This is a genomic window from Streptomyces sp. HUAS 15-9 (assembly GCF_025642155.1).
Lineage (GTDB): Bacteria > Actinomycetota > Actinomycetes > Streptomycetales > Streptomycetaceae > Streptomyces.
Window position 1 is genome coordinate 6921461 of sequence record NZ_CP106798.1, and the last position, 19317, is coordinate 6940777.

At 72.2% G+C, this 19317-nt stretch carries 16 protein-coding genes; 11 read left to right on the forward strand and 5 right to left on the reverse strand.

Annotated features, from left to right (window positions below):
• Positions 1-117 precede the first annotated feature (117 nt).
• Positions 118-768 (forward strand): Tat pathway signal sequence domain protein, encoded by a 651-nt coding sequence (locus N8I87_RS31575; protein WP_263213804.1) that lies wholly within the window; start codon positions 118-120, stop codon positions 766-768.
• A gap of 18 nt (positions 769-786) precedes the next feature.
• Here the strand turns inward: N8I87_RS31575 and N8I87_RS31580 are convergent, their stop codons facing one another.
• A complete protein-coding gene (locus N8I87_RS31580) occupies positions 787-1731 on the reverse strand; it encodes a lytic polysaccharide monooxygenase (RefSeq protein WP_263213806.1) in 945 nt (314 codons plus the stop codon).
• Between the two features lie 464 nt (positions 1732-2195).
• On the opposite strand from N8I87_RS31580, the gene N8I87_RS31585 reads away from it, so the two are divergent.
• Positions 2196-2843: a ScbR family autoregulator-binding transcription factor gene (locus N8I87_RS31585; protein ID WP_263213807.1), complete on the forward strand. Its 648-nt coding sequence runs from the start codon at positions 2196-2198 to the stop codon at positions 2841-2843.
• 22 nt (positions 2844-2865) lie between these two features.
• Positions 2866-4071, forward strand: a complete 1206-nt coding sequence (locus tag N8I87_RS31590; RefSeq protein ID WP_263213808.1) for a damage-control phosphatase ARMT1 family protein — start codon at positions 2866-2868, stop codon at positions 4069-4071.
• On the opposite strand, the gene N8I87_RS31595 is transcribed toward N8I87_RS31590, so the two are convergent.
• Positions 4043-5305, reverse strand: coding sequence for a cytochrome P450 (locus tag N8I87_RS31595; protein WP_263213810.1), 1263 nt, complete (start codon positions 5303-5305; stop codon positions 4043-4045). The two genes, N8I87_RS31590 and N8I87_RS31595, sit on opposite strands and share 29 nt — an antisense overlap.
• Positions 5302-6093 (reverse strand): alpha/beta fold hydrolase, encoded by a 792-nt coding sequence (locus N8I87_RS31600; RefSeq protein ID WP_263213811.1) that lies wholly within the window; start codon positions 6091-6093, stop codon positions 5302-5304. The genes N8I87_RS31595 and N8I87_RS31600 overlap by 4 nt, the downstream gene beginning before the upstream one ends.
• A 154-nt stretch (positions 6094-6247) precedes the next feature.
• Between N8I87_RS31600 and cyc2 the strand changes: the two genes are divergently transcribed.
• From cyc2 to N8I87_RS31625, 5 genes are all read left to right on the forward strand, one after another.
• A complete protein-coding gene (gene cyc2 / locus N8I87_RS31605) occupies positions 6248-8461 on the forward strand; it encodes a germacradienol/geosmin synthase Cyc2 (protein ID WP_263213812.1) in 2214 nt (737 codons plus the stop codon).
• Positions 8462-8515: 54 nt separating this feature from the next.
• A complete protein-coding gene (gene phsA / locus N8I87_RS31610; protein WP_263213813.1) occupies positions 8516-10399 on the forward strand; it encodes an O-aminophenol oxidase PhsA in 1884 nt (627 codons plus the stop codon).
• A gap of 167 nt (positions 10400-10566) precedes the next feature.
• A complete protein-coding gene (locus N8I87_RS31615; protein ID WP_263213814.1) occupies positions 10567-11142 on the forward strand; it encodes a PDZ domain-containing protein in 576 nt (191 codons plus the stop codon).
• A 133-nt stretch (positions 11143-11275) separates the two neighbouring features.
• A complete protein-coding gene (locus tag N8I87_RS31620) occupies positions 11276-12403 on the forward strand; it encodes an aminopeptidase P family protein (RefSeq protein WP_263213815.1) in 1128 nt (375 codons plus the stop codon).
• Between the two features lie 70 nt (positions 12404-12473).
• Positions 12474-13418, forward strand: coding sequence for an aminoglycoside phosphotransferase family protein (locus N8I87_RS31625; protein ID WP_263213817.1), 945 nt, complete (start codon positions 12474-12476; stop codon positions 13416-13418).
• Positions 13419-13428: 10 nt separating this feature from the next.
• On the opposite strand, the gene treZ is transcribed toward N8I87_RS31625, so the two are convergent.
• On the reverse strand, positions 13429-15174 hold the full coding sequence (gene treZ, locus N8I87_RS31630) for a malto-oligosyltrehalose trehalohydrolase (RefSeq protein WP_263213819.1): 1746 nt from the start codon (positions 15172-15174) through the stop codon (positions 13429-13431).
• Positions 15175-15348: 174 nt separating this feature from the next.
• Between treZ and N8I87_RS31635 the strand changes: the two genes are divergently transcribed.
• The 3 genes from N8I87_RS31635 (at position 15349) to N8I87_RS31645 (ending at position 17809) form a co-directional block, all read left to right on the forward strand.
• The gene (locus N8I87_RS31635) at positions 15349-15900 is read left to right on the forward strand and encodes an FHA domain-containing protein (protein ID WP_263213821.1); all 552 of its coding nucleotides are present in this window, start codon (positions 15349-15351) and stop codon (positions 15898-15900) included.
• 161 nt (positions 15901-16061) lie between these two features.
• Complete coding sequence (locus N8I87_RS31640) at positions 16062-17387, forward strand: M14 family zinc carboxypeptidase (RefSeq protein ID WP_263213822.1); 1326 nt, start codon at positions 16062-16064, stop codon at positions 17385-17387.
• Complete coding sequence (locus N8I87_RS31645; protein WP_263213823.1) at positions 17384-17809, forward strand: subtilase-type protease inhibitor; 426 nt, start codon at positions 17384-17386, stop codon at positions 17807-17809. Before N8I87_RS31640 ends, N8I87_RS31645 begins: the two co-directional genes overlap by 4 nt.
• Positions 17810-17909: 100 nt before the next feature.
• On the opposite strand, the gene N8I87_RS31650 is transcribed toward N8I87_RS31645, so the two are convergent.
• The gene (locus tag N8I87_RS31650) at positions 17910-19160 is read right to left on the reverse strand and encodes a M14 family zinc carboxypeptidase (protein WP_263213824.1); all 1251 of its coding nucleotides are present in this window, start codon (positions 19158-19160) and stop codon (positions 17910-17912) included.
• Positions 19161-19317: the final 157 nt, after the last annotated feature.

Genomic DNA, 19317 nt, shown 5'->3' on the forward strand with positions numbered 1-19317 from the left:
CCGGTCCGTCACGTACGGAGAAGGCGTAACGGGTCGGCAACGGCTTTCGCCGCACGCGCCCCCACTCACCCCCCACCTCACCTCACGCAGCCCCCCACCCAAGGAAAGAGGCTCCCCATGCGTACGCGATCCCTCCTCGCCCTCGCCGGAACCGTCGTAGCCCTCACGGCCGCGGCCACCGTCCCCGCCTCCGCGGACGGCGCCGTGCTCACCACGGGCAGCGCCGGCGGCACCGCCGTGGCGGTCGGCGATGTGCTCAGCGCGCCGCTGGCCAGCGGCACCAGCGCGACGCTCTACTCCAGCGCGACCGGCACCAGCGGAGTGACCTGCACGTCCTCGACGTTCACGGCCACCGTCACCGACAACCCCGCCGCCCCCGGCACGGCCACCGAGGCGGTCGACGCGCAGACCTTCGACAGCCGCAGCTGCACCAGCAACGTCCTCGGTGTCACCGGCGTCACCAGCATCACGGTCGACAACCTGCCGTACACCACCTCGGTCGCCTCCGACGGCACCCTCACCGTCACCCCGGCGAGCGGCTCCACCATCCAGACCACGGTCAAGCTGAAGACCCTGCTGGGCAGCATCACCTGCGTCTACCAGGCGGCCAGTCTGACCGGCAAGGCCGACAACGCCGACAACAGCATCGCCTTCACCAACCAGCAGTTCACCAAGAGCTCCGGCTCCTCGCTCTGCTTCGCCAGCGGCTTCTTCACCGCGAAGTACGCCCCCGTCACCGACGCGGGCGCGGCCGTCTACGTGAACTGACGCACCGAACCCCGGCGTTCAGCGCCGGCGCAGTCTCAGCACGAGGGCGGCGCCCCCGGTGAGCACCAGCACCGCGGCGGCGCCGCCCGCAATCAGCGGCGCGGACGGACCCGAGCCGGTCGCGGTGTCGGAGGCGACCGGCGTGCTGTCGGTGGTGGTGCCCTCGGCCGAGGCCGACTGCGGGGCGGCCGCCACCGGGGTCGACGGGGTCGCGGCGCTCTTCGAGGACGTCGAACGGCTCGGCTCCGCGCTCCTCGACGGACCGGAGCTCTCCTGCTTCTTCGCCGGACCGCCCGCCCCGCCCGCCTCGTCCGACGCCTTGGCGGCCTTGGAGATCACCACGTCGGAACACGAGTAGTAGGTGTCCGACGTGCTGCTGTTCTGCCAGATGGTGTAGAGCACCTGACGGCCCGTCCGGTCCGACGGCAGCTTCGCGGTGAAGTGGTACGCCCCGTTGGTCAGGGCCGGGTCGGTGACCTGGGCGAAGGGCCGCGCGGGCAGGTCGGACCACTTCAGCGGCCCGGCCGGATCGTAGCCGGGCTTGGTCAGATACAGCTTGAACGTTCCCGTGTGCGCGATCGTCGAGGCGTACGTCATCGTCAGCCGCGCGCCCGGGGCCAGCCGCGTCGACGGCCAGTCCGCGCGGGCCAGGTCGAGGCCCTTGTAGGCGGGCAGTCCTCCGCTGCACAGCTTGCCGTCCGGAATCAGCTGCCGGTCCCGGCCGTCGACTCCCGCCACCCGCAGGTTGTCCCACGCCACGAAGGACGTGCCGTTCGCGGCGATCGCCGCCCGGCAGGCCGCCGTCGAGGCGCTGCCGCCGCTGGGGGAGCAGGCGTACACCCGGCTGACCGGATCCGTCGGCGCGCCGTGCGCCAGGGCGGGCTCCGCCGCCCACAAAGAGAGCAGGGCCGAGGCCGCGACGGCGGCCCCCGTGACCCTGAGGTGTGCGGTCATCCGAGTCATCCGGGACGTCTCCTCGGCCGGCGCTGGAACGGTCTGTTCCGTGCAGTACGGAAACGACCCCCGTCCCGTTCACATCACGGCCCACATCACGGCCGCACAGTACGGCCGGTCCTCGCGAAAGCGACCAAGAGTCAACGACCGACCGGTCCGTCTGTTTTGAGGTCCCGTCGAGGGCCCATTGAGAACGGGCCGCCCGCCTCGTATCGTGGCGATCACCGGTGTGATGGCCCGTCGGCCGCCAAAGCCTCCGGAAATACGGGAGACGTCGAGGGAGGGACGTACTTTGACTTCGTCCGTTTGTGGGGGATCGATGGTGGCGACGGTCGTCCACACATCAGTTACACGTGTCGACCACTCGCCCCGAACACCCGACTCCCGTTCTCTCAGGGTGAGCTATCGTATGCGAGGGGTAAAAAACAAACGGCACGTCCCGTTCGTTTCTGACCGCAAGGAGTGTCCAGTCGATGGCGAGGCAGTTACGCGCCGAGCAGACCCGAGCAACGATCATCACAGCCGCAGCCGACCTGTTCGACCGTCAGGGCTACGAATCCACCAGTCTGAGTGACATCGTCGAACACGCCCAGGTCACCAAGGGGGCGCTGTACTTCCACTTCGCCGCCAAGGAGGATCTGGCGTACGCCATCATGGAGCTCCAGTCCAGGGCGTCGCGGCAGGTGCTGAGAGAAGTGGAGAGCCGGACCTGCTCCTCGCTGGAGGCCCTGATGCGCACCACGTTCGGGATCGCCCGGCTCGCCGTCGAGGGCCCCATCCCCCGGGCGGGGCTCCGCCTGGCCACCGCGGAGGTCGCCGTACGGCCGCCGCTGCGGCATCCCTTCGCCGAGTGGCTGGAGCTGGCCACCCGCAAACTCCTCGGAGCCGTCAGGGAGTCCGATGTGCACCCGGACATAGACATCGATGCCGTCGCTCACTCACTCGTGTATTTCTTCGTCGGCACCCGGGTCGCGGGCCGCTCCCTCGAGCCCGTCGCCCGACTGCCGCGCAGAGTCGCCGAGATGTGGCACCTCATGATCCGCGGCCTGGTCCCGGTGCCCCGGCGCGCCCGCTATCTGACCCTCGCCTCGCAGCTGGAGCGGGAGATCAGAACCGTCTGACGCGCGCGATACGGTGACGCGCATGCCCGACACCTCCGCCGCGCCCGTGATCCTCGGCAACGAACCCGGTTCGTTCCCCCTCGGCGTGCTGGCCGAACGGCACCCCGCCATCATCCGGCAGGTGCGGGACGCCTTTCCGTACGACCCCGAGCAGCACCGCGCGCTCGACGCGCTGCACAAGAGCTGCACCGAGGGCGTGATCGAGCCGCTCCCCGCCGACGCGCCCGACCGGGACCGATGGCGGGAGTGGGGCATGGACGCGTACACCGGCCGGTCCTGGTTCGACGTCCCCTGGCTGTGGTCCGAGAGCTATTTCTACCGCCGGCTCCTCGACGCGGTCGGTTTCTTCGGGCCCGGCGCCTGGCGGGGCATCGACCCCTTCCGCCCCTTCAAACTGGCCGAACTCGACGCCAGGGAGACGGACGAGGAACTGGCCGCGCTGGACGCGCTGGAGGACGGCCCGGCCCACGAGCGGGCGCCGGCCCTGCTGCACGGCTCGCTCTGGGGCAACCGCGCCGACCTCGGCTTCCGGCTGTCCGACGCCGGTGCCGAGGCCAAGGAGGCCGTGCCCGCCCTGGTCGCCGACGACAGCGAGACCCTGTGGTCCCTGCTGCCGCCCTCCGGCACGGGCACCCTGTGCCTGGTCGCGGACAACGCGGGCCGCGAACTCGTCCCGGACCTGCTGCTGATCGCCCGCCTGCTCGCCGAGGGGCGTATCGGGCGGGCCGTGCTGCACGTCAAGCCGTACCCGTACTACGTCTCCGACGCCACGACCGCCGACGTGGTCGACGCCCTGCGCCGGCTCGTCTCGGCGCCGGGCGCGGCGGCCGCGTACGGGCGGCGTCTGTGGGCGGCCATGGCCGACGGCCGACTGGCCGTACGCGCCCACCCCTTCACCTGCGCCCCGCTGCCGTACACGGACATGCCCGACGACCTCCGCGCGGAGTTCGCCGCGGCCACGCTGACGCTCTTCAAGGGCGACCTCAACTACCGGCGCATGGTGGGCGACCGGCTGTGGCCCCCGACCACGCCCTTCCGGGACGTCACCGCCTACTTCCCCGGCCCGGTCGCCGCCCTGCGCACGCTCAAGTCCGATGTGATCACCGGCCTGGACGCCCGCACGGAGGCCGCCCTGGTCGCTGCCGAGGGACAGCGCTGGCGGACCGGTGGCACGCACGCACTGATTCAGGTCGATCCACTCAATCCACGTACAGCGGAAGCGACTTGAGCCCGTTGATGAAGTTGGACACCAGACGCTCGGCGGGTCCGGCCAGGCGTGGTGCGGGAAGCACCCGTAGCGCCTCCTCGTACAGCAGCCGCAGCTGAAGCCGCGCGAAGTGGGCACCCAGACACACATGCGGACCGTCCCCGAAGGACACATGCGGATTGGGCGTACGGGCCGGGTCCAGACGGTCCGGACCGGTGAAGGCCCGCTCGTCCCGGTTGGCCGAGGCGTGGAAGACGACCACCTTGTCACCGGCCCGGATCTTCCGCCCGGCCAGTTCGGTGTCGTGTGCCGCGGTACGGCGGAAGGTCAGCACGGGCGGATGCCAGCGCAGCAACTCATCGACAGCGGTGGGGAGATGGACCTGCCCGTCGCGCAGCGACCGGTACGCCTCCGGATGCTCTACCAGCGCCAGCAGCCCGCCCGGAGCGGCGCTGCGCACCGTGTCGTTGCCCGCGACGGTGAGCAGGAAGAAGAACATCTCCAGTTCCGCTCCGGTGAGTTCGGCGTCGTGTGCGAGTGTGGTCATCACGTCGTCGGCGGGGTAGCGCCGTTTGTACGCCGCCAGCTGCCGGGCGTAGTCGAACATGTCCCGCAGCATCGCGGGCGACCGCGGATTGACCGGCTTGCCTTCCCCGTCGAGCACCGGGGGACCGGCCTCGTCCGGGTCCTGATAGCCGATCACCCGCTGTGTCCAGCGCAGCAGCAGCCTCCGGTCGCCCTTCGGGACACCCAGCAGGTCGGCGAGGTTGAGCAGCGCGTACTCGTCGGTGACGGCCGTGACCAGGTCGACCGTGCCGTCCGACGCGCGGGCCGCCGCCACGGCGCCGGCGAGCAGCGTGCGGGCCCGCTCCCGCGTGACGTCCGCGAACCGGTCGACCCGCGCGCGCGTGAACGCACGGCTCACCAGCCGCCTCAGCCGCCCGTGCTGCGGCGGGTCCTGGTTGAGCATCATGCTCCGGAGGAACGGCAGATCCTCCGGGTCTGGATCCCGGATCTGGGTCGCCCCGATGTACGACGAATACGTCGCCGCGTCCTTCAGCACCCGCACCACGTCCGCGTGCCGGGTCACCGCCCAGAAACCGGGCCCGGCCGGCCAGCCCAGCACCTCGGGCTCCTCCTGCCGGGCCACGGGGTGGTGGTCGCGCAGGACGCGGTAGTCGTCGTACGGCACACCCAACGCGTAGCGGCGCGGATCGAAGACGTCCGGAACGGGTGGAGCCTGGCGCACGCTCACGCCGTGCCGTCCTTGCCGGGCCCGTCCTCGCGCAGGAAGTCCTCGACCACCCGGATCAGCTCCAGCGGGGTCTCGTCCATCGCACAGTGTCCGGCGCTCGGCAGGCGCCGTAGCTCCGCGCGCGGGTAGCAGGACATCCAGGTCTCCTGGACCAGCTCGGGTGACAGGGCCGGGTCGAGCTCTCCGGCCACGGCGAGCGCGGGTACGTCCGAGCCCTCGACGTCGGCGCGGAAGTCGTCGCCCGCCCATGAGTCCAGCCAGGCACGGAACGCCTTGGCGTCGCTGCGCTCCAGCGAGGTGTCGACCATCCGGTCCAGCCAGGCCGCGGGACGGCGGCCGCCGGTGGTGAAGTCGATGATCGCGCGCCGGTTCTCCGGCCGGTGCGCCGCATCCGCGAACAGCTCCCACTGCTCGCCGGGCAGCGGCAGCCCCGAGGCGGGCACGGGGGAGACGCCGACGATCCGGCGCAGCCGGTGCGGGGCCACGGCCAGCAGCCGCTGGGCCACCGCGCCGCCCATCGAGTGCCCCACCACCGAGAACCGCTCCCAGCCGAGGCGGTCGGCCAGCTCCACCAGGTCCAGCGCGGCCTCGACGGTGGTGTACGCGCCCACGGCGTCCTTGGCCCGTCCGTAGCCGCGCAGATCGACCAGCGCGTAGGTGAACGTCTCCCGGTCCAGGTCCGGCAGGACGGCCGCGTAGGCGGACCGGTCGGCGAACCAGCCGTGCACGGCGAACACCTTGTGGGCGCCGTCGCCGTGCATTTCATGGGGCAGCACGAAGGAGGTCATGCGACCACCGTGACCGGTGCGCGGGGGCTCGGCAAGAGCGCGGACGGGGCTTGCGTACGGGGCGAGTTGGCGGGTTTCCGCCCGGTTCACGCGATGGTGTGATCACGTGTTGCCCGGTGGATGGTTGCCGGGGGCCACGGGTAGGGCCCCGGCCATGACGCAGCCGTTCGAACTCCCGCACTTCTACATGCCGTACCCCGCGCGGCTGAACCCGCATGTCGACGAGGCGCGCGCCCACTCGACGGTGTGGGCGTGTGAGATGGGCATGCTGGAGGGCTCCGGGGTCTGGGCGCAGGCGGATCTGGAGGCGCACGACTACGGGCTCCTGTGTGCCTACACCCATCCCGACTGCGACGGACCCGCACTCTCGCTGATCACCGACTGGTACGTGTGGGTGTTCTTCTTCGACGACCACTTCCTGGAGAGGTACAAGCGCACCCAGGACCGCGCGGCCGGCAAGGCCCACCTCGACCGGCTGCCGCTGTTCATGCCGCTGGACCTGGCGACTGCCGTACCGGAGCCGGAGAACCCCGTCGAGGCGGGCCTCGCGGACCTGTGGGCGCGCACCGTGCCGTCGATGTCCGCCGACTGGCGCCGGCGGTTCGCGCTGGCCACCGAGCACCTCCTCAACGAGTCGATGTGGGAGCTGTCCAACATCGATGAGGGGCGGATCGCCAATCCGGTCGAGTACATCGAGATGCGCCGCAAGGTGGGCGGCGCCCCCTGGTCTGCGGGCCTTGTCGAGTACGCGAGCGCCGAGGTGCCCGCCCGCGTCGCCGGATCCAGGCCGCTCAGGGTGCTGATGGAGACCTTCTCCGACGCCGTGCACCTGCGCAACGACCTGTTCTCCTACCAGCGGGAGGTGGAGGACGAGGGGGAGAACAGCAACGGTGTGCTGGTCCTGGAGACCTTCTTCGGCTGCACCACCCAGGAGGCCGCCGACACCGTCAACGACATCCTCACCTCGCGCCTGCACCAGTTTGAGCACACCGCGCTCACCGAAGTGCCGGCGCTCGCCCTCGACAAGGGCCTCACCCCCGACCAGGTCGCGGCGGTCGCGGCCTACACGAAGGGACTCCAGGACTGGCAGTCGGGCGGCCACGAATGGCATCTGCGCTCCAGCCGGTACATGAACGAGGGCGCCGTCTCCGTCTCCCCGCGGCACGGCCTGACCGGTCCGGGCACCTCCGCCGCCGACATCGGCGCCCTGCTCGCCTCGGCCGCCGCAGAGCGGCTGCGCGCCTACTCCCATGTGCCCTTCCAGAAGGTCGGCCCGTCCCTGCTGCCCGACTTCCGCATGCCTTTCCCGCTGGCGCTCTCCGAGCACCTGGACGGCGCGCGCGAGCGCCTGGCCGGCTGGATGCACTGGACAGGCATGCTCCGGGAGGGGGTCTGGGACGAGGACAAGCTCACCGCGTACGACCTCGCGCTGTGCTCGGCCGGCCTCGACCCGGACGCGACCCCCGAGGCGCTCGACCTCAGCGCGCAGTGGCTCGCCTGGGGCGCCTACGGCGACGACTACTACCCCCTCGTCTTCGGACACCGCCGCGACCTGGCCGCCGCCCGGCTCACCACACGACGGCTGTCCGCGTGCATGCCCCTCGACGGCGAGGCGGTCCCCGCCCCGGCCAACGGCATGGAACGCGGACTATGCGACCTGTGGGCCCGTACGACGGCCGAGATGCCCCCCGGTGAACGCACCGCCCTGAAGCAGTCGGTCGACGCGATGACCGAGAGCTGGGTGTGGGAACTCTCCAACCAACTGCAGAACCGCATCCCAGACCCGGTCGACTATCTGGAGATGCGGCGCGCCACCTTCGGCTCCGACCTCACCCTGAGCCTGTGCCGCAGGGGCCGGGGCCCCGCGATCCCGCCGGAGGTCTACCGCAGCGGGCCGGTGCGCTCGCTGGAGAACGCCGCCATGGACTACGGGTGCCTCCTCAACGACGTCTTCTCCTACCAGAAGGAGATCGAGTACGAGGGCGAGATCCACAACGGTGTCCTCGTCGTCCAGAACTTCTTCGGCGTCGACTACCCGACCGCACTCGGCGTCGTACACGACCTGATGACCCAGCGCATGCGCCAGTTCGAGCATGTGGCGGCGAACGAACTGCCGGTCATGTACGACGACTTCGACCTGCCCGAAGAGACGCGGGAGGCCGTCCGAGGCTATGTCCTCGACCTGCAGAACTGGCTGGCCGGAGTCCTGCACTGGCACCAGCGGGTCGACCGCTACAGGGCCCCCTACCTCGCCCGCCGTGCCCACGGCTTCCTCCCGGACGCACGACCCGCGTCGCCCCTCTTGGGCGGTTTCCAGACACTTTCGTGCGGAGTGGGACATTCAGGGAACGTGGGTGGACCGTCGTGAGTCTTCCGGGGCGAGGGGAACAGAACACAACAGAACACACGGGGGTGTGCGAACGTGACCGAGATCATCGAGAGGATCACCGAGGCCGTCGACGGGGGACAGCCGTCGGCTCCGCCCGAACTGACGCCGTACGTCGCACCGTTGCCCGTCCCGTCGGTCCTGCGGCCCGCGTCCGCCGACGTGACGCACGAGACCGAGATCGCCCTGCGCCCGACCTGGATCCGCCTGCACCCGCAGCTGCCGCCGACCCTGATGTGGGGGTACGACGGCCAGGTGCCGGGCCCGACCATCGAGGTGCGCCGCGGACAGCGCGTCCGCATCGCTTGGACCAACCGCATTCCCAAGGACAGCGAATACCCGGTCGCCTCGGTGGAGGTGCCGCTGCGCACGGACGGCCGTCCGCAGGCCACCACCGAGCCCGGCCGCGAGGGCGTCGAGCCGGACAAGGACGTGGCCGCGCTGCCCGCCTGGACGGTGACCCATCTGCACGGCGCCCAGACGGGCGGCGGCAACGACGGCTGGGCGGACAACGCCGTCGGCCACGGTGACGCGCAGCTGTCGGAATACCCGAACGACCACCAGGCGGTGCAGTGGTGGTACCACGACCACGCCATGAACATCACGCGGTGGAACGTCCACACGGGCCTGTACGGCACCTACCTGGTCCGCGACGACGAGGAGGACGCCCTCCACCTCCCCCGCGGGGAGCGGGAGATCCCGCTGCTGCTCGCCGACCGCAACCTCGACACCGACGAGGACGGCCGCCTCAACGGCCGGCTGCTGCACAAGACGGTGATCGTCCAGCAGCGGAACCCGGAGACGGGCAAGCCGGTCTCCATCCCGTTCACCGGCCCGTACACCACGGTCAACGGCCGCATCTGGCCGTACGCCGACGTGGACGCCGCCTGGTACCGCTTCCGGCTGGTCAACGCGTCGAACGCGCGCATCTACGACCTCGTGCTGGTCGACGAGGACGACAACCCGGTGCCCGGCGTGGTCCACCAGATCGGCAGCGACGGAGGGCTCCTGCCGCGGCCCGTGCCGATCGACTTCGACGACACCCTGCCCACCCTGACCGCCGCCCCGGCCGAGCGCTTCGACCTGCTCGTCGACTTCCGTGGCCTCGCGGGCAAGCGGTTCCGCCTGGTCGACAAGGGCCGCAACCGGCCGGCGGGCGTACCCGACCCGGCCGGTGACGTGCGCTATCCGGCCGTCCTGGAGTTCCGGGTCCAGGACTGTGAGAGCACGGACACCTTCGAGCTGCCTGAGGTGCTCTCCGGCTCCTTCCGCCGGCTCACCCACGACGTCCCGCACGGCCACCGCCTGATCGTGCTCACCCCGCCCGCCACCAAGGGCGCCGGCGGTCACCCGGAGATCTGGGAGATGACCCAGGTCGAGGACGCCGGCGACATCCAGGTACCCACGGACGGGATCATCCGGCTCACGGGTGCGGACGGCACCACGAAGACGTACCGGCGTACGTCCCGGACGTTCAACGACGGGCTCGGCTTCACCATCGCCGAGGGCAGCTACGAGCAGTGGAGCTTCCTCAACCTCGCGCCGATCGTCCACCCCATGCACATCCACCTGGCCGACTTCCAGCTGCTCGGCCGCGACGCCTACGACGTCTCGGGCTTCGACCCGGCGGTGGGCGGCACGGTCGAGCCGGTGGCGTTCGACCCGGGGACCCAGCTGCCGCTGGCCCCCAACGAGCGCGGCCACAAGGACGTGTTCCGTGTCCCCGGAGGGCAGATCCTGCGGGTCATGGGCCGGTTCGACGGCGCGTACGGCCGGTTCATGTACCACTGCCACCTGCTGGAGCACGAGGACATGGGCATGATGCGGCCCTTCGTCGTGATGCCGCCCGAGGCCCTGAAGTTCGACCACGGCGCGGCACACGGCGGCCATGGCGAGCAGCACACGGGTCACACGGGCTGAACACGCGCGCGTGCGGTGAGGGCGGTGAGGGCGTGGATGTCGGCGAGCGCGGCCCGTTCCGGGCCGTGATGCCTATGACTTCCCTGTGCTGACCCCCGGTCAGTCTCACTCGTTCGTGGCTCGTCGCGCCCGCGTACGCCGGGTAGAGCACCAGCCGGAGGCGAACCATGGAAGAGACTGCACTGCGTCCCAAGCCGATGCCCGGTCAGGAGCGGCGGGACTGTGGCACCCCCGGCACCCCTGGCACCATCACTGGCACCCCCGGCGCCGGACAGCGCCCGCACGCCGCGCGCCGGCGCGGAAGGCGGCTCAGGACCCTGCTGCTCAGCCTGTTCGTCGGGACGGTCCTGGTGTTGTCCGGAGTCGGTCTCGGCACGGTCGGCGCGTCGGTGATCGGTATGAGCCGGCTGGCCCAGCTGCGCCATCAGGCGCCGCCCCCGGCCGCGGCTGCCACCCGGTCGGCCGCGCCGTCACCGGTCGGCGTGAGCCTCGGCGTGGAGGCCGTGGACGCCGAGAAGTCGGGGGCGCTGGTCGTCGGCGTCCACGAGCCCGGCCCCGCCCACATCGCCGGCCTGGTCGTCGGCGACGTACTCCTGCGCTTCGGCGGGACGCGCCTCGGGACGGCCGCCGACCTCGCGCGGGCCGTCTCCCGCGCCCGTCCCGGAGCCGAGGTCACGCTCACGGTGCGGCACCGCGGTGGCGGCTACCAGCGGCTGACGGCCGTCCCCGGCGTCGTCACCTGACCTCCCGCCGCCACCCGCGACCGGCGACATCGTGGCCGCGGGACCCCGTAACCGGCTCGCGCGGGCCTCCGTGTCCGGGCAGGATGCTGCCCGTAGTCCTTTGCCCCGCCCCCAGACGTCCCCGGAGGCCTGGATGACCGGTAGCATGCCCGCCCCCTTCACGGCCGACGACTACAGGGCCCGCATGGAGCGCGCCGCGCGCTGTGCCGCCGAGGCCGGTCTTGCGGGCCTGCTCGTGGCGCCGGGACCGGACATGGTGTGGCTCACCGGCTACGCGCCCACAGCGGTCACCGAACGGCTCACCGTGCTCGTCCTCGCCGCCGGACGCGACCCCGTGCTGGTCGTACCGACCCTGGAGGCACCGGACGCCGAGAAGGCGGCCGGCGCGTCCGCCCTGACCCTGCGCGGCTGGACCGACGGCACGGACCCCTACGCGGTCACCGCCGCCCTCCTCGACGCCGGCGGCCGCTTCGGGATCAGCGACAACGCCTGGGCGATGCATCTGCTCGGCCTGCAGAAGATCCTGCCCGGCACCTCCTACGCCGCCCTCACCGACGCGCTGCCGATGCTGCGCGCCGTGAAGGACGCGGCGGAACTGGAACTGCTCGCGTCCGCCGGAGCCGCCGCCGACGCCGCGTTCGAGGAGATCCGCAAGGTGTCCTTCGCCGGTCGGCGCGAGTCCGACGTCGGCCGCGACCTCGCCGACCTGCTGCGGCGCTTCGGCCACTCACAGGTCGACTTCACCATCGTCGGCTCCGGACCCAACGGGGCCAACCCGCACCACGAGGTCGGCGACCGCGTCATCCGCGACGGCGACATGGTCGTCCTCGACTTCGGCGGCCTCAAGGACGGCTACGGCTCCGACACCAGCCGCACCGTGCACGTGGGTGAGCCCACGGACGAGGAGCGGAAGGTCCACGACATCGTCCGCGCGGCCCAGGAGGCGGGCTTCCGCGCGGTGCGCCCGGGTGTCGCCTGCCAGGAGGTCGACCGGGCCGCCCGTGCGGTGATCGCCGGCGCCGGGTACGGCGAGTACTTCATCCACCGCACCGGCCACGGCATCGGCGTCACCACCCACGAGCCGCCGTACATGATCGAGGGCGAGGCACAGCCCCTCGTACCCGGCATGTGCTTCTCCGTCGAGCCCGGCATCTACCTGCCCGGCCGCTTCGGAGTGCGCATCGAGGACATCGTCACGGTGACCGCGGACGGCGGCCGTCGCCTCAACAACACGACTCGTGACATGGTCATAGTGGACTGACCGGGTGGCCCCGGACACCAGGAGACGTACGCACCCTCGACGACACCACCCCGAACGGCAACGGCGCGACATGACCCAGGCACCGACACCCACCGCGGACACCGTCCGCAGACTGGTTAGTACGCTGCTCAAGGAGAGCGCGGACAGCACCTCGGGGCCGGACGTGCGGCCCGTCGCGGAGGGCGGCGAGCACTCCACGTGGTGGGTCGGCACCCGCCATGTGCTGCGCCTCGCCCCCGACCGCGACGCCGCCGCCCGGCAGCGCCGCGAACTGCGCCTGCGCGACCTCGTCCGGCCGCACGTCCCCGTCACCGTCCCCCTCAGCGTGGCGCACGGCGAATGGGCCCCGGGACTGACCTACACGCTCGACACCAAGGTGCCCGGCGGCACGGGAGAGGAGCACGACGTCTCCGCCGTCGGCGAGGCCGACCTGTCCGGCCTGCTCACGGCACTGCGCCAGGTACCGGTACGGCAGGCGGAGACGCTCGGCGTGCCACGCGTCGCGCCGCGCTCCCTGGAGGCGCTGCGCCGGATGGCCGTACGGGCCGCGGAACGGCTCGGCGCCGCCGACGAGTTCGACCCCGCCCTGATCCTGCAGCTCACCCCGGCCGGCGCCGCCCAGCTCGCCGCACAGCCCGGCACGGCCGTCCTGGTGCACCACAACCTCAGGGGCGAGCACCTCGTGGTGAGCGCCGACGGCCGGGTGCGCGGCATCCTCGACTGGACCGGCGTGGTCGTCGGCGACCCCGCCGAGGACATCGCCGGGCTCGCCCTCGCCGTCGGCTCCGGCGCGGCCGTACGCGCCGCCACCCTCGCCGGCTACGGCGCCCGCCCCTGCCTGCGCGGCCTGTGGCTGGCCCGCTGCGACACCGTCGTCAGGCTCATGAACCGCCTGGACGGCCATGACACCGGCCCCCTCCCGCTGCTGCGCACCCAGCTGCGGCGCGCCTGGGAGGCGATCCTGCTCGAGCGGGTGACCGACTTCCGGGACGAGGAGACGCGCGAGGAGCTGTAGCCCCGCCGGGTCAGCCCTGCGTCAGTACGACGCACGACTCGCCGGGCACCAGCAGCAGCCCGTCGGCCCCCGGCGCCTCCACCGGGTCCCATGCGGCCAGGACTCGTACTTCTCCGGCGCCCAGGGGGATCGCGGCCGGCTCCTTGCCCAGGTTGACGGCCACCCGGACGTCCCCGCGCCGGAAGGCCAGCCAGCGGGCCTGCTCGTCGTACGCCACCTTGGTGTCGGCGAGGTCGGGATCGGTGAGGTCCGCCTCCTCCCGGCGCAGGGCGACCAGCCGGCGGTACCAGGCCAGCACGCGCGCGTGGGGCTCGCGTTCCGGCTCCGACCAGTCCAGGCAGGAGCGCTCGCGGGTCGCCGGGTCCTGTGGGTCGGGCACGTCCTCCTCGGCCCAGCCGTGCGCCGCGAACTCCCGCCGTCTGCCCTGCCGTACGGCCTGCGCCAGCTCCGGGTCCGTGTGGTCGGTGAAGAACTGCCACGGGGTGCCCGCGGCCCACTCCTCGCCCATGAACAGCATCGGCGTGAACGGCGCGGTCAGCGTCAGCGCGGCGGCACAGGCCAGCAGACCGGGGGACAGCGACTGGGACAGGCGGTCGCCCTGGGCGCGGTTGCCGATCTGGTCGTGGGTCTGGGAGTAGCCGAGGAGCCGGTGCCCGGCCACCGTCGCCCGGTCCAGCGGGCGGCCGTGGTGGCGGCCCCGGAAGCCGGAGTAGGTGCCGTCGTGGAAGAAACCGCCGGAGAGGGTCTTGGCGAGGGCGACGAACGGGGCGCGGGCGAAGTCCGCGTAGTAGCCCTGGGACTCGCCGGTCAGCGCGGTGTGCAGGGCGTGGTGGAAGTCGTCGTTCCACTGCGCGTGCAGGCCGAGGCCGTGCTCCGCGCGCGGGGTGATCAGCCGCGGGTCGTTGACGTCGGACTCGGCGATCAGGAACAGCGGTCTGCCCAGCTCGGAGCAGAGGCCGTCCACGGCGGCCGACAGCTCCTCCAGGAAGGGGTACGCGCGCGTGTCCCGCAGCGCGTGCACGGCGTCCAGCCGCAGACCGTCGATCCGGTAGTCGCGCAGCCAGGCCAGCGCACTGCCCACGAGATACGCGCGCACCTCGTCCGAACCGGGCGCGTCCAGGTTGACCGCGGCTCCCCAGGGAGTGTGGTGCGTCTCGGTGAAGTACGGCCCGAACGCGGGCAGATGGTTCCCGGACGGCCCCAGATGGTTGTGCACGACGTCCAGGACCACCCCCAGACCGAGTTCGTGCGCCCGGTCGACGAACCGCTTCAGCGCCTCCGGGCCGCCGTACGGTTCGTGCACCGCCCACAGCGAGACGCCCTCGTACCCCCACCCGTGCCGCCCCGGGAAGGGGCACAACGGCATCAACTCCACATGTGTGACGCCCAGTTCCACCAGATGCCCGAGCCGCTCGGCGGCCGCGTCCAGGGTGCCCTCGCGGGTGTACGTCCCCACGTGCAGCTCATACAGGACCGCCCCCGGCAGCGGGCGCCCCGCCCACTCGGCACGCCACGCGTACCGCTCCTGGTCCACGACCGCGCTCGGACCGTCCGGGCCGTCAGGCTGGTGGCGCGAGCACGGGTCGGGCAGCACGGGACCGTCGTCCAGCGCGAACCCGTACCGCGTCCCGTCCTGCGCCGGCGACTGTCCGGTCCACCACCCCGCCCGCTCGGGGTTGCGCTCCAACGCGCGCGTGGCGCCGTCGCAATGGAGCGTCACACGGTCTGCCTGCGGTGCCCACACCTCGAACTGCACGGACGGTTCCCCTTCGTCTGTTCACCGTGATGTAGCCCGTCCATCGTGCCGTGACCGGGACGGATGCGCCTTGAATCCTTCCTTTCTCCGCGGGTGTCGCCGGCAGTACGCGCGCGTGGTGGTCGTTTCCCCGTTTTCTGGACACCCGGGGTTCACTGACCGACAATCACGAGCGTGACGTCGTCCTTCGAGTTCAACACGTACCCCGCGCGGCTCTCGGACGCGGAGCGCGACAAGGCGCTGCAGGTGCTCCGTGACGGCGTCGCCATGGGCCGTCTGTCGCACGACACGTTCGTGCGCCGTATGGAACTCGCCCTGGCCGCGCGCCGGGCCGACGAACTCGCCGTGCTGACCGCCGACCTACCCCGGGAGAACCGTCTCTCGCGGGTCCTGTTCGGCACCGTCGAGGCGGTCTCCGGCTTCACCGTACGGCTGCGCACCGCCTGGCAGGCCGAGCGGCTGCCCAAGCTGATGCTGCCGCACGCCGGCAACGGCCATCCGCTGCGCATAGGCCGCGACCCCGCCAACGGACTGCGGCTGAACCACGAGACCGTCTCCCGCGTGCACGCCGAACTCCGCCGTCAGGGCGGCATGTGGGTCCTCAGGGACCTCGGCTCGACCAACGGCACCACCGTCAACGGGCGCCGGGTGATCGGCGCCGCCGTGGTCCGCGACGGCGACCAGGTGGGTTTCGGCCGGATGGCCTTCCGGCTCTCGTTGAACTGAGCGAGGCCCGGCACCGGACACGGTGGCCGAAAACGAGTTGTCCGCCGCGGTGTTGACGTACCCCTGAACTCGTGACTGACTGTGCGTACACCATGCACACCAGGTGAAACGACGGCACCACATTGTGGAGGTGTGCCCTGCCGCTCCTCCGCTATCCGACCGTGGACGAGCTGGGCGCCCGCGCGGCCGCGCTCGTCGCCCGCCGCCCCGAGGACGCCCGGCTGCGCCGCATCGGCACCTCCCGCGCGGGCGCGCCCCTGTGGCTGCTTTCCATCGGTCACGGCAGCCGGCACGCCCTCGTCGTGGCCGGGCCGCACGCCAACGAGCCGGTGGGCGGCGCCACCGCCCTGCGGCTGGCCGAGCGCACGCTCGCCGACTCCCGGCTCACCGAGGCCGCCGACACCACCTGGAACCTGCTGTTGTGCCTCGACCCCGACGGCTCCCGCCGCAACGAGGGCTGGCTGTCCGGGCCGTACACCCTGGACCACTACTTCCGGAACTTCTTCCGGCCCGGCTTCCTGGAACAGCCCGAATGGCTGCCCGAGGGCGCGGCCGCCGCCGTACTGCCCGAGACGCGCGCCCTGCTCCAGCTCCAGGACGAGCTGCGGCCCTTCCTCCAGTGCTCCCTGCACGGAGTCGACGTCGGCGGCGGCTTCGTGGAGCTCACCCGCGACCTGCCCGGCCTGGCCCGGCGCGTCGCGCACTCCGCGGCCCGGCTCGGCATCCCCCGCGAACTCGGCGCGTACGACACCCTGTACTGGCCCAGCGTCGGACCCGCCGTCTACCGGATCCCGCCGCCGCGCCGGGGTGACCTGGCCGCGGCCATCACCGAGGCCGCCGTCGAGTCGACCTGGTTCCACCCGCACCGGTACGGCACGGTGACCGCGATCGTCGAGGCGCCGATGTGGGGCGTGGCCGCCGTGGAGGACGGCTCACCGCCCGCCGACCGGGACGCGGTGCTGCGCACCGTCAGCGGCACCCTGCGCCACGACACCCGGCTCCTGGACGACGTCCTCGCCCGGATCCGGCCCCAGCTGGCAGCCGTGCCCGACGTGGGCAGCCTGCTCGCGCCGGTCGACGACTATTTACTGGTCTGCCCCGGCCTCGCCGACTCCTGGGACCCCGACACCGACGACGGCAGCGCCCGCCCGCTGCCCGCGCTCAACACCGCCCACCTGGCCGCCCTGCGCATCTCCGGGCGCCGGCTGGCGCTGCGCACGGCCGGGCTGCTGCGGCGGCTCGTGCTCAGCACCGGGCACGATCCGGCCGGTGTCCTGCCGGACCTGGACCGGCTCATCGACGCGTGGTGCGCGGACTACCGCGACGGCTGCGGTGCGCGCTGGATCCCGGTGGCCCGCCAGGCCGAGTACCAGGCGCGTGTCGTGCTGAGCGCGTTCGAACTGGCACGGCAGCACGCGCGCGTGCCGTCCCGTTCGGGTGAGTCGGGCTGGGGTGCCGGCGCCGCCGTGCCGATGCACCGGGAATGACGTACTTCAAGCAAGCGACCGCCGTACGCGGCGCCCTGCTGGCGGCGGCCGCCCTCGTTGCCGCCTGCCCCGCCCCGGCCGCCCAGGCGGCGGCCCGGGACGCCCACTCCGGCAACTGGCTCTACCTCACCGTCACCCGGGGCGACACGCGGTCCGGCGACATGCGCGGCACCCTGCTGCTGTGCGACCCGCCCCTGGGCCACGCCCACGCGGCCGAGGCCTGCGCCGAACTGGAGGCGGCGGACGGCGACATCGGCAGCCTCCGGGCGAATGCGGACGCCGTCTGCCCGATGATCTACGCCCCGGTCACCGTCCGCGTGTTCGGGCAGTGGCACGGCCGGACCGTCCAGAACGAGAAGACGTTCTCCAACTCGTGCGCGATGGAAGCGGGGACGGGGGAGGTGTTCCGGCTGGACGACTGAGTCCGGCCGGGCAGGGCCGCGCGGGCACGCGTGTGTGGGACGTGACGGTGCCCCACGCACGCGTGCCGGTCTCGCCCCGCCACTCTCCCCGTGCCGGGCCTCACGCCACCCGCTCGCGCGCGTACTGCGCCGCCACGAGGACCGTACGGGACTGGTGCTCCACCTGGTGCTCCAGCGGCACCCAGCGGGCCCGGAAACGCTCGGCGAAGGCGTCGCACCAGGAGGCGACGAGCTGTTCGAGCCCGGGAGCGGCGCGGTCGTCGGCCTCCTGGAGGACCCGTAGCAGCATCGCCGCCGCCCGCAGCGGCAGCCGCCGTCCGAAGGCGTCCACACTGCCCACGTATGCCCGGGTGGTGTCGATGGGTGGGGTGTGGATCCAGTCCTCGGCCAGGCCCGGGATCAGCTCCAGTGCCCACTTCGCGGCCCGCAGCAGTGGCCCCTCGGGGCCGTCCAGCCGTGGCAGGGCCTCGGCCAGCACCCGCTCCACCTCCAGCGCGTCCCGCTGCAGCCGGTGCGCGAGTTGCCGCATCGCCGCCACGGGGGCGGGGTGCGGAGCCGGGTCGTCCACCAGGTCGCTGGCCCACATCGGCACCTCCACCACCGCGGTCAGGCCGCCGTACCGGTGGGCGTGGTACCAGGTGCTGTGCCGTGCGTCGTCCGGCATGCTCGGGTAGGGAACGCCCGACTCCGGTCCGGGCATCACATGCACGCCGGGCCCGGAGGCGGGCCAGCCCGCGGCGTCCGAGGCGCCCGTCTCCACCGGGATGTGCAGCTCCGCCGCCGACTTGGCGAACGGCTCGGCGAGCCCCGGCACGTCCTTGGTCAGCTGCACCCAGCTGCCGCCCAGATCGGTCCCGTGCAGGGTCACCTGGAGGAAGGGGCGCAGTTCGTCGATCACACCGGTCAGGGTCCGTGTCTCGGGCGGCAGCCGGTCGGGCGGCAGGACCGACGGCGACCACTCCGGCTGCTCGGGGCCGGCCGGCCGGTAGAAGCCCAGGTGGTAGTCGAACAGGCTGCGCGGCGCCGGGGTCACATGCAGGCTGGCCCCGTCCGGGTCCGCGCACAGCAGGAAGTGCCAGGAGGTGTCGGCGCGCAGCCCCGGGGCGCGTACGACCCGTTCGGCGAGCGCGAGGAGGGTGCCGCCCCCGGTCGGCTCATTGGCGTGGGCGCCCGCCACCACCAGGACGGCCGGTCGGGCGTGGCCCACCGACAGCAGGTGCAGGGGTCTTCCCTCGCGTGAGACCCCCACCTGCCGCAACGTGCACAGGCCGGGCCGGTGAGCGGCCAATGCCCGGGCGGTCGCGATCAGTTCGGGAACACTGGGGTAACGCAGCTCCGGCAGGAGACTCACCCCCGTCTTGTCCGCCCGGCTTCGCAATCCCCAGTGCCGCACGGCGTAGGTGAACTGTCAAGAACAGCGCGGGGGAGCCTCCAGGGGGCGCCCAGATGCATTCGAGGTTGAGACGACGGCGACGACCGTCACCTCCCGTGAACGACACTCCTCGACC